The organism is Bradyrhizobium sp. 154 (assembly GCF_023073875.1).
Classification (GTDB): domain Bacteria; phylum Pseudomonadota; class Alphaproteobacteria; order Rhizobiales; family Xanthobacteraceae; genus Bradyrhizobium.
Genome location: NZ_JADPKG010000078.1, coordinates 24,260 through 34,806, shown reverse-complemented (window position 1 = coordinate 34,806; position 10,547 = coordinate 24,260). Strand labels below are relative to the sequence as shown.

At 63.9% G+C, this 10,547-nt stretch carries 11 protein-coding genes and 1 pseudogene; 7 read left to right on the top strand and 5 right to left on the bottom strand.

Annotation, left to right across the window (positions count from 1 at the left end; all coding sequences use genetic code 11):
* Positions 1-175: 175 nt before the first annotated feature.
* Positions 176-550 (bottom strand): helix-turn-helix domain-containing protein, encoded by a 375-nt coding sequence (locus IVA92_RS18660; protein WP_247278077.1) that lies wholly within the window; start codon positions 548-550, stop codon positions 176-178.
* A gap of 150 nt (positions 551-700) precedes the next feature.
* On the opposite strand from IVA92_RS18660, the gene IVA92_RS18655 reads away from it, so the two are divergent.
* The 4 genes and pseudogenes from IVA92_RS18655 (at position 701) to IVA92_RS18640 (ending at position 4,187) form a co-directional block, all read left to right on the top strand.
* Positions 701-1,312 (top strand): NAD(P)-dependent oxidoreductase, encoded by a 612-nt coding sequence (locus tag IVA92_RS18655; RefSeq protein WP_247278076.1) that lies wholly within the window; start codon positions 701-703, stop codon positions 1,310-1,312.
* A gap of 216 nt (positions 1,313-1,528) precedes the next feature.
* Complete coding sequence (dksA, locus tag IVA92_RS18650) at positions 1,529-1,894, top strand: RNA polymerase-binding protein DksA (RefSeq protein WP_085966600.1); 366 nt, start codon at positions 1,529-1,531, stop codon at positions 1,892-1,894.
* A 274-nt stretch (positions 1,895-2,168) separates the two neighbouring features.
* A pseudogene (locus IVA92_RS18645) lies at positions 2,169-2,977 on the top strand (phytanoyl-CoA dioxygenase).
* Positions 2,978-3,407: 430 nt separating this feature from the next.
* A complete protein-coding gene (locus IVA92_RS18640; RefSeq protein ID WP_247278075.1) occupies positions 3,408-4,187 on the top strand; it encodes a fumarylacetoacetate hydrolase family protein in 780 nt (259 codons plus the stop codon).
* 340 nt (positions 4,188-4,527) lie between these two features.
* Here IVA92_RS18640 and flgH read toward each other — a convergent pair whose 3' ends face one another.
* Genes flgH through flgF form a run of 4 tightly spaced genes read right to left on the bottom strand, consistent with a single transcriptional unit; the run spans position 4,528 to position 8,004 of the window.
* On the bottom strand, positions 4,528-5,292 hold the full coding sequence (flgH, locus tag IVA92_RS18635; protein WP_247278074.1) for a flagellar basal body L-ring protein FlgH: 765 nt from the start codon (positions 5,290-5,292) through the stop codon (positions 4,528-4,530).
* A 4-nt stretch (positions 5,293-5,296) separates the two neighbouring features.
* On the bottom strand, positions 5,297-6,427 hold the full coding sequence (flgA, locus tag IVA92_RS18630) for a flagellar basal body P-ring formation chaperone FlgA (protein WP_247278073.1): 1,131 nt from the start codon (positions 6,425-6,427) through the stop codon (positions 5,297-5,299).
* 10 nt (positions 6,428-6,437) lie between these two features.
* Positions 6,438-7,226 carry a flagellar basal-body rod protein FlgG gene (gene flgG, locus IVA92_RS18625; RefSeq protein WP_247278072.1) on the bottom strand — a complete coding sequence of 263 codons (789 nt, stop codon included), beginning with the start codon at positions 7,224-7,226 and terminating at the stop codon, positions 6,438-6,440.
* 16 nt (positions 7,227-7,242) lie between these two features.
* Positions 7,243-8,004 carry a flagellar basal-body rod protein FlgF gene (flgF, locus tag IVA92_RS18620; RefSeq protein WP_247278071.1) on the bottom strand — a complete coding sequence of 254 codons (762 nt, stop codon included), beginning with the start codon at positions 8,002-8,004 and terminating at the stop codon, positions 7,243-7,245.
* Positions 8,005-8,381: 377 nt separating this feature from the next.
* Between flgF and fliL the strand changes: the two genes are divergently transcribed.
* The 3 genes from fliL to IVA92_RS18605 are packed head-to-tail and all read left to right on the top strand — an operon-like array spanning position 8,382 to position 10,546.
* A complete protein-coding gene (gene fliL, locus IVA92_RS18615) occupies positions 8,382-8,882 on the top strand; it encodes a flagellar basal body-associated protein FliL (RefSeq protein WP_247278070.1) in 501 nt (166 codons plus the stop codon).
* Between the two features lie 18 nt (positions 8,883-8,900).
* Positions 8,901-10,103: a flagellar motor switch protein FliM gene (gene fliM / locus IVA92_RS18610; protein WP_247278069.1), complete on the top strand. Its 1,203-nt coding sequence runs from the start codon at positions 8,901-8,903 to the stop codon at positions 10,101-10,103.
* Positions 10,100-10,546 carry a DUF6468 domain-containing protein gene (locus IVA92_RS18605; protein ID WP_247278068.1) on the top strand — a complete coding sequence of 149 codons (447 nt, stop codon included), beginning with the start codon at positions 10,100-10,102 and terminating at the stop codon, positions 10,544-10,546. Before fliM ends, IVA92_RS18605 begins: the two co-directional genes overlap by 4 nt.
* Position 10,547: the final 1 nt, after the last annotated feature.

Genomic DNA, 10,547 nt, shown 5'->3' with positions numbered 1-10,547 from the left:
CCGCAAAGCTGCCGCCCGAACCGTCGATGCGGTCTGCGCCGCAATCGGCCACGCACTCGATGCCTTCACCGCCGACGAATGCGCCAATTACCTCAAAAACTCAGGCTATCGAACTTAATGCCATCACGCTTTAGCAAAAGAGGTTTGGGTGCAGAGCGCGCTCCTGCGAGAGCGCCTAGGCCGCCGCTTCCTCCTTCTGTTGTGCGTCGTAGCGGCGCTGGGCGGCGAGCACGTCCTTCAGATTCTGCTCGGCCCAATCGCGCAGGGGATCGACCGCCGCCGCCAGCGTCAGCCCGAGCTGCGTGATCGAATATTCCACCGTGACAGGCACCGTCGCGATGGCGCGGCGCCTGATCAGGCCGTCGCGTTCGAGCGATTTGAGAACCTGACTCAGCATCTTCTGTGAAATGCCTTCAATCGTGCGGCGCAACTGATTGAAACGCATCGGCTGCTCGCGCAGCAGCAAGAGGATCAGCACCGCCCATTTGTCGCCGACGCGATCGAGGATCTGGCGCGTTGGACAGTTCGCTGCATAGACGTCTGGCTTCATCGTCGAGTCCTCGGATTCCTTCCTGGTGCTTTGCGAATATGCTTGGCGGTTACTCCAGCGTTATCAGGTAAGCACAAGGTGCTCTCTTAACACCAGCATTCTTTGCGATATCTAGTCGCTACTAGTTACTAACCAAGCAAAGGAGCCTCCATGAAAATCGCAGTTGCCGGCGCCTCGGGCCGGGCCGGATCGGAAATCACCAGGGAATTGTCTCGTCGCGGCCATAGCGTCACCGCCATTGCTCGCAACCCCGAAAAGATCGCGGCCCTGCCGAACGTCACGCCCACCAAGGGCGACGTGCTCGATCAGGCCGGCCTTGCCAAGCTGTGGGCTGGGCACGACGTCGCCGTGAGTTCCGTGCATTTCCTGGCCAGCGACCCGCTCAGGCTGATCGGCGCTGCGAAGGACTCCAAGGTTGGCCGCTACCTCGTTGTCGGTGGCGCCGGCAGCCTGGAAGTGGCGCCGGGCGTGAAACTGGTGACGACTCCCAACTTTCCCGCCCAGTACAAGGCGGAGGCGGAAAAGGGCGGGGCCTTCCTGGACCTGTTGCGGCAGGAAAAGACCCTGAACTGGACCTTCATCTCGCCGTCGGCGCTGTTCGTCGAGGGCGAGCGGACGGGCAAGTTCCGGCTCGGGAGCGACCAGCTTCTCGCAGATGCGAACGGAAAGAGCTGGATCACCTTCGCCGACTACGCCATTGCGCTCGCGGACGAGATCGAGCGGCCGGCCCATCCGAGGCAGCGTTTCACGGTCGGCTACTGAGCTGTCAGCCGCCCCCGGGCCTTTGCGGATAAACCTTCCTGTGCAAGGGCTTGGGGGCGGCGACCGAGGCGGCAGGGAAATATTGTCTGTCACAGGAGGCCGCTATATAACGCCCCGCTCGACGGACCCCGTTCCGTTTGCGAGTCGTTGCTTAGACAGATAGGCCGCCCTTTGGAAAAGTTGAAAAACTACCGTCCGACCGACAAAGAGCCTTTCATGAACGACCGGCAGAAGGAGTACTTTCGTCTGAAGCTCCTCGCCTGGAAGGATGAGATCCTCAAAGAGTCCAAGCTCACCCTGCAAGCCCTGCAGGAGGAGAACGTGAACCACCCCGATCTCGCCGATCGGGCTTCGTCTGAAACCGACCGTGCCATCGAACTCCGCGCCCGCGACCGCCAGCGTAAGTTGATCGCCAAGATCGACGCCGCGCTTCAGCGCATCGAGGACAACACCTACGGCTATTGCGAGGAAACCGGCGAGCCGATCTCGTTGAAGCGGCTCGAGGCTCGGCCCATCGCGACGCTCTCGGTGGAGGCGCAGGAGCGCCACGAGAAGCGCGAGAAGGTCTATCGCGACGAATAGAGCCCGAGCCGCAGAGTTGCGGCTCTTTGTTTTTGGGACGCAGGGCGTCGCTTGAACGTCGCTGGTTCGGCGCGTAGGTTCGCGCCGCTATGATGATTCGCACTCTCAATATCGCTTCGGTTTTCTTCCTGGGCTGATCCTGCTTCCAGCCGGAAGCGCTGATCGACCGCGCAGGCTGCCGCCTGGCGGGACTCCAGTGAACCGAAATGAGCCGGCCGGGCTTCGCATGACGCGGGCCAAGGATGGCTGGCGACAGCTTTGAGAGACAATAATCATGAGCGATCGAGATGACGCGCTTGCCCTTGAGCCTGCGCAAATCCAGCAATTCATTGAACAGGGCTTTGTCCGGATCGACAACGCCTTTCCCCGCGCACTCGCCGAGCAAGCACGAGCCATCCTGTGGCGCGATCTACCGTGCAGCGAACACGATCCGTCGACCTGGACGCGCCCTGTGATCCGGCTGTCCGGCTATGGCGGTCCGCCATTTCGAGAGATCGCCAACATGCCGGTGCTGCATCGCGCGTTCGACCAGCTGGTCGGCGCCGGCCGTGGGCGGGCGCGCAAGGATATCGGCGGCACCTTTGCGGTGCGCTTCCCACATCCGGACGATCCCGGCGATGCTGGCTGGCACATCGACCTCAGCTTTCCCGGCGAGGACTGCGACCCCAACGAGCGGCACGACTATTCGGCGTGGCGAGCCAATATTGTCTCGCGCGGCCGCGCGCTGCTGATGTTGTTCCTGTTCTCCGATGTTGGCGAGCACGACGCGCCGACGCGATCAGGAGCGGCTCGCACATGCCGATGGCGCGCTATCTCGCGCCGGCGGGAGAGGCGGGTCGTGCGCGGATGGTGCTGGATGACATGGGGGCCGATTGCGAGATCGCCCTTGCGACGGGCGAGGCGGGCACGGTCTATCTGTGCCATCCTTTCCTGGTGCACGCTGCGCAAAAGCACCGCGGACGGACACCACGCTTCATGGCACAGCCCGAGCTTCCTCCGGCCGAGCCCTATCGGCTGGACCGTGTAGACCATGACTACTCGCCGGTCGAAATTGCGATCCGGATCGCGCTCGGCTACGCCTGAGGCGAGCAGCTTCGGTTGGCCTGCCGTGGTGCTGGTTCAGGCACCACGACAAGGCGCCCGTCTCATGATCGCGAAATATGAATCAGGATCAATGAGGTAGCGTCGATTCCTGCAAGCTCACATGAGTTCACATGAGAAACAACATTCACTTCAGCTGCGGGGAGGGTTTTGCGAGTCGCATCAACGAGATCTACCAGCATCTTGATGCGCCGCCGCAGCGGCTTCACGCATCGCTGCAATCCGAGCCTCCGTGCTGCGTGGGGCGAGTGCGCCTGGCGCGCGGCTCCATAAGGCCCGAACCAACTCAATATTTTCTTAAGCGGCGGGAGCCCCCGTAATCGGCCCGGCCCAGCGCCGAGCAGCGCTTGTCAGGCGCGGACGGGAATGCTGAACTGAGCCGCAATGTTGCGTAGCGTGGGAGGCGGCGCCGATGGACAGGATTCTCGAAGCCGCAAAGGCGATCGCGCAGGCGCGCCGCAACCATGCGCCGCTCGCGGCGCTGAAGCGCCCCCCCACGGACGAAGCGGAGGGTTATCAGGTCCAGCGCGCGCTGCACGATCTCCTGCTGCCTCATGTCGGGCCGCTCGTCGGCTACAAGATCGGTTGCACCAGCCAGGTGATGCAGGATTACATCGGTATCCCGCACCCTTGCGGCGGCGGCGTGTTCCAGAACGGCGTCCATGACAGCGGCGCCAAGCTCGCCGCCTCCAACTATGTCCGCGTCGGCGTCGAATGCGAGATCGCGGTGCGGCTGAAGCGCGACCTTGCCGCCGGCGAGGCGCCGTTCACGGCCGAATGGGTCGGCGAGGCCGTCGACGCCTACCATCCCGCGATCGAGATCGTCGACGATCGCTACATAAAGTGGGAGACGATGGGGGCGCCGACGCTGATCGCCGACGATTTCTTCGCCGCCGGCTGCGTGCTGGGACCCCTGGTTCCGCGCTCGTCGGTGCCGGATCTGAACGCGGTGAAGGGTCGGGCCATCGTCAACGACGAGGAGGTGAGCCAAGGCACCGGCGCCGACGTGCTCGGTCATCCCCACAACGCACTCGCCTGGCTCGCCAACCATCTCGCCGCCGAAGGCAAGAGCCTGCATGCAGGACAGCTCGTGCTCACCGGCAGCCTGGTGAAGACGCTCTGGCTGAAGGCCGGCGACAAGGTGCGCATGGAGCTGGACGGATTGGGGACGGTGGAGGCGGAGTTTACGTGAGGGGGCTACGGCATTCTATGCTGTCATTCCGCGCGAAGGCGGCGAATCCAGTACGCCGCGCCGCATCGATTTAGCAACGGGGGCCTTGGAGTACTGGATCGTTCGTCCGCCTTCGCGGACGATGACAGGGGGGGAGAGTAGATAGCGCCCGGCCAAGCTCGTCATTGCGACGGTGTTTGAGGCAGCGACGTCGTTTCTATGGCGCGACCTGACTCACAGCCCGCTAGCATCCACCTCCAAAATACATGCGGCCTCCGGCAGGGGAGCTACCGGAGGCCGCGTCGTACATCGTCGTTCGCGCCTAGATTCGCGAACACGATGTGGGAGCTCTTAAAGAAGCTTAGAAGGGCAGCAGCACGTCCATGACCTGCTGGCCGTAGCGCGGCTGTTGCACGTCCATGATCTGGCCGCGGCCGCCATAGGCGATGCGGGCCTGTGCGATCTTGCTGGAATCGATGGTGTTGTCGCTCTGGATGTCTTCGGGGCGAACGATGCCGGCGACCACGAGCTCGCGGATCTCGTAGTTGACACGGATTTCCTGCTTGCCCTCGACCACGAGGTTGCCGTTCGGCAGCACTTGCGTGACCACCGCGGCGACGTTGGTCTGCAACGCTTCCTGGCGGTTGACCGAGCCCTTGCCGTCGGCCGAGGACGCCGAGTCAGTGGTGAGAAGACGTCCGGGGAGAACCTTGAGCGGCTGCGTGACTGTCTGGCTGCCGATGAAGTCCGTAATTCCAGAGTCTTCTTTGCTGGTGCGGCTGCGCTGGGTCTCGTTGGAGAGGTTGGCCTTGTCGGTGATGTTCACGGTCACCGTTAAGAGGTCGCCGACCTGGCGGGCGCGCTGGTCCTTGAAGAAAGCGCGGCTGCCGTTGCGCCACAGCGAGTTCGGATTGTAGGAGGCGACTTCCGGCTTCGGCATCGGCATCTGCACCGGCTTGTAGCCGGGCTGCGTCGTCGGATTGTCGATCGCCGACAATTTCGGTTGCTCGCCGATCTGCGACAGGCGGTCGATCGAGGAGCAGCCGGTTGCGAGGGCGCAAGTCGCCAGCAGCAGGGCAGAGATCGCGATGCGACGAAGGTGGAAAGCCGAACTGAACGGAGACATGAACTTACTCTGACTTGGCTGGAGCTTGCGAGACGCGAACCTGCGGGATCTGGGCTTGTGCGATCTGGGCCGGAGACACAGGGGCTTGGACCAGACTTTGGGCGAGGGCTGCGGCCGCCGGCACGTCGTCACGCTTGATCGACGAGGTCTGCTCGATCGCGGGCGTCATCGGTGCGGACTGGCTGGCGGCCTGGACGGTGACCTGGCCGCGGCCGGTGACGGTTCCGGTCAGCGTACGCTTGGATTGCAAATTGAGCACGCTGACGGTGTCTCCCTCGGCGCCGCTCTCGATCGCCTTGCCGCGCGTGGTGAGGTGGAGGCCGGGCACCTGGTAGATGATTGTCACGGTCTGATCGCGCACCACGAAGTCGGGCTTGACGATGTCGGCGACGCGGATCGGCATGCCGGCGCGCATCGGCCGGCGCAGCTGCATCCCGACGGTGCGATCGCGCGAGGCGGGCTCGCCGGTGACCTCGGCCTTCGGCCGGCGCTCCAGCGCGACGTCGGAGGATTTCAGGAGCTCGGTGCGGTCGATGTCGCGCGTCAGCACGGCCACTTCCACCGTCTCGATCGCGGTGCCGGTGAAGCGCAGCTTGGTCGGCGTCGGATTGTTGTCGTTGTTGATCTCGAAGGCGACCTCGAAACGGGCGCTGCGGGCGTCATAGCGGGTTGCAACCGGCTGGAGCGCGCCGGTGTTGGAGGCGTCCAACCGCATGTCGGCGATGCCGCGGTCGAACGTGACGGTGATGTTGGCGGCTTCCCCAAGGCCGAAGCGGCGCTCGAGCGCGGAGGCGACCGCGGTTTCTAGGTCCTTGCTGGCGAGCGTGCGGGCGAGCCGGGTGACCTGGACCTCCTTGATGTCGCCGGTCATGACGCCGATCACCTGTTTTGCGCGGAGCACCGACAACACCTGCGCGACCGGCAGTGCGCCGGTGGTGCCGAGATCGGGCGAGCGGTAGACGGGGATCAGCGCGGCAGATCCTGCATTGTCGATGAGATCGCCGACCCGCACCACGTCCGCGGTCACGGTGATGCTCGCGCGCAGCATCGGCGCTGCGATGAAGTCGTCGGCCGCCGCTGCCGGCAGTGCCAGCGCGAGCAGAGCGAAGATCGTGGCGAGGGTGGTCCGGATCATGGTCATCACCTCAGCGGAACAGCGCCGTGGTCGATTGCATCATCTGGTCGGCGGCGCTGATCACCTTGGCGTTCATTTCGTAGGCGCGCTGGGCCGCGATCAGGTCGCTCATTTCCGAGACGACGTCGACATTGGCCTGCTCGAGGCTGCCTTGCGTGATATTGCCGTAACCTTCGGCCGTCGCGGTGCCGTCCTGCGGCGGGCCGGAGGAGGGTGTCTCGGTGAACTGATTGCTGCCGACGGGCTGGAGGCCGGCCTTATTGATAAAGCGAGTTAGGCCGATCTGGCCGAGGATGGTCGAGGTCGACGAGCCCGGCAGGGTCACCGAGACCTGGCCCTGGACGTTGACGGTCAGGCCCGAGGCGTTGTTCGGGATCGTGATCGTCGGCTGCACCGGGTTGCCCTGTGCGGTGACAATGCGGCCCTGATTGTCCATCTGGAAGGTGCCGTCGCGGGTGTACTGGTAGGTGCCGTCGGGCATCAGGATCTTGAAGAAGCCGTCGCCCGAGACCGCGAGGTCGAGATCGTTACCGGTCTGCGACAGCGTGCCTTGCGTCATGCTGCGCGGCGTGCCGACCGTCTTGACGCCGCCGCCGATGTCGACGCCCACCGGCAGGATGGTGCCCTGGTCGGATGACTGCGCGCCGACGCGGCGGACGTGCTCGTAGATCAGGTCCTGAAACGCCGCGGTCTGCTTCTTGAAGCCGGTGGTGCGGAGGTTCGCGATGTTGTTGGAGATCACCTGAACGTTGAGTTCCTGTGCCGCCATTCCGGTCGCTGCGGTGTGAAGCGCCTGCATGTCAGTTCTCCTTCAATCAGGCCGGAACGTCGGCGAGCTTTTCGATCGCCGATTTGTGGAGGTCGCTCTGCTGCTGGAGCAGGCTGGCGATGGCGGTGTAGCTGCGCATGACTTCGACCATGCGGCTCATCTCGCCGACCGCATTGACGTTCGACTTCTCGACGTAGCCCTGGCGCACGCTGGATTTGGTGTCGGCCTGCTGGACGGCGGAGCCGATGTCATAGAGGTTGGCGCCGAGCTTGGTCAGCTTGGCCGGATCGTCGAACGAGGCCATGCGGATCTTGCCGCGGATGGAGTCGGTCTTCGCCGTGCCCTCGAGCACGGTGACGGTGCCGTCGGGTGCAACGTTGATGTCGTGGTCGGTCGGCTGGAAGGTGATCGGGCCGGCGGTGCCCAGCACGAGGTTGCCGTCGGAGGTGACGAGCTGGCCGGTGCTGTTGAGCGAGAACTTGCCGTCGCGGGTGTAACGCTCGCCGCCATTGGCCTGCACCGCGAAATAGGCGTTGCCGTCGATCGCCATGTCGAGCGGGTTGTTGGTCGGCTCCATCGGCCCCTGGCCGACGTCGCGGAAGGTGCCGCGGTCCTGCACATAGGAGACCCGGCGGTCGGAGCCGAGGAAATTGTCCTCACGCGCGTTCGAGTTGAGGTACTCCTCGAACAGCGAATGGTCGGCCTTGAAGCCGTTGGTATTGGCATTGGCGACATTGTTGGCGATGACATCCATCTGCCGTTCCAACGTCATCTGCCGTGACAAGCCGATCAGAAGCGCGTTCTGCATCGGAATTCTCCCCTGAGTGAGATCTGCCACCTCGCTCTCCCAAGCGCCTTGGCGGACCCCGTGAACGAGACCGTCTGGTTCTCCCAAACCGTCGGGTCTCGGCCCTTTCTCAGCGAAAGCCGTGCCAACTCTAAAAGTCGTGTAATTTAAAGCACTTGGTGAAATTTGAGAGGTGCGGGAGGGCGGCAGAAAGGTTCTGTTAGCCATGTTTGCCCGGCAGATTTTTCCTAGCGGACGCCCAATCGAAAGGTTCCGTTAACCATTATTACCGTAGCGTTTGCCATGAAGAGGAGCGCATCGCGCTGGGGCATTTGTATCGCGTCACTGTCTGAGGCTTCGCTCTTTCGACCCCTTTGAGAGATCCGGGCGCGGCGATCATGGCAGAGAATGAAGCGGAAGGCGGCGCAGCCGCTGACGGCGCGGAAGCCGCTCCGCCGAAGAACAAGCTCAAGCTTATCATCATGGCCGTCGGCCTGCTCGCCGTCCTCGGCGGCGGTGCTGCGACCTGGTTCTTCTTCTTCCGTCATGGCGACGACGAGCACCATGCCGAGGCGGCGCCGCCGCCGAAGCCGCCGGCTTTCGTCGACGTTCCCGACATGATGGTCAACCTCGCCGGCGCGCCCGGCGAGCGCGTGCAATATCTGCGGTTGAAGATCGTCCTGGAGCTGAAGGAAGAAAAGCAGATCGAGGCGATCAAGCCGACGATGCCGCGCGTCACCGACATCTTCCAGACCTATGTGCGCGAGCTTCGCCCCTCCGACCTCAACGGCTCCGCCGGCATCTTCCGCCTCAAGGAGGAACTGACCAAGCGCGTCAACGCGGCGGTCGCCCCGATCCAGGTCAGCGCGGTGCTGTTCAAGGAAGTCGTGGTGCAGTGAGGGGAATGAGCTAGCGCCATGGCCGGCACCGAGCAGATGGACCAGGATGCGATTGCCGCCCAATGGGAGGCCTCGCTCGATTCGGAGGATCCGGCGGAGGCCGCCAAGGCTGCCGCCGAGAACGAACTTTCCGAGACCATGGCCCTGCAATGGGCGGCGATGGTCGAGGACGGCAGCCGCGATCTCGGCAGCGGCAAGAACTCCGGCGAGCGGGTGCTGTCGCAGGAGGAGATCGACAATCTCCTCGGCTTCACCGTCGGCGATGTCACGCTCGACGATCATTCCGGCATTCGCGCGATCATCGATTCGGCGATGGTCTCCTACGAGCGTCTGCCCATGCTCGAAATCGTCTTCGACCGCCTGGTGCGGCTGTTGACGACGAGCTTGCGCAATTTCACCTCCGACAACGTCGAAGTCTCGCTCGATCGCATCACCTCGGTGCGCTTCGGCGACTACATGAACTCGATCCCGCTGCCGGCCGTGCTCTCGGTGTTCAAGGCCGAGGAGTGGGAAAACTTCGGCATGGCGACGGTCGATTCCAACCTGATCTACTCGATGATCGACGTGCTGCTCGGCGGCCGCCGCGGCACCAGCCAGCTCCGCATCGAGGGGCGGCCCTATACCACGATCGAGACCGAGCTGGTCAAGCGGCTTGTCGAGGTGGTGCTGGCCGATGCCGAGCAGGCGTTCCGGCCACTCTCCCCGGTGACCTTCACGATCGACCGGCTCGAGACCAATCCGCGTTTCGCCGCGATCAGCCGTCCCGCCAACGCCGCGATCCTGGTGCGCCTGCGCATCGACATGGAAGACCGCGGCGGCAACATCGAGCTGTTGCTGCCTTACGCGACCATCGAACCGATCCGGGGCGTCCTGCTCCAGATGTTCATGGGCGAAAAGTTCGGCCGCGACCCGGTGTGGGAGGGGCATTTCGCCACCGAGATCGTGCAGGCCGAGATCGCCGTCGACGCCGTGCTCTACGAGGCCGACATTCCGCTTAAGCAGCTGATGCGGCTCAAGGTCGGCGACACGCTGCCGCTTGAGATGCGCGCGGATGCCAACGTGTCGGTGCGCTGCGGCAGCGTCACCCTGACCGAAGGACGGATGGGCCGGGTCGGCGACCGGGTCGCGATCCGGGTGACGAAACCCCTGCGCAAGCCAAGTACGACACTTGCGATGTTCGAGAAGGTTGACGAGCAGAACAAGATGATAGAGGCCCCATGAACCACTCCCTGGGAATGGCGATCGAGTCGCTGGTGGCTATCCTGCTGATGCTGACGATCGTCTATTGCGTCATGCTCAACAAGCGGCTGACGCGGCTGAAGGCGGACGAGCATTCGCTGAAGGCGGTAATCGGCGAGCTGATCACCGCGACTGAAATCGCCGAGCGCGCGATCGGCGGACTGAAGCTCGCGGTGCGCGACGTCAACGAGAACCTCGGCAGCCAGCTCGCAGCAGCGACGCAAATGTCTGACCAGCTCCACAAGCAGCTCGGCGAGGCCGACAACGTGGTGCGGCGCCTGTCCAAGATCGCGATCGCCGCGCGTCCCGTCACCAATCAGGAAACGGTTGCCGTCCCCGCGGCCAAGCCTACGACGGCGAAGGCGGTCGCGGCGGCGGCTGAAGCTTTCTCCGAGCGCCGGCGATCCAACGGCCTTGCCGCATGAA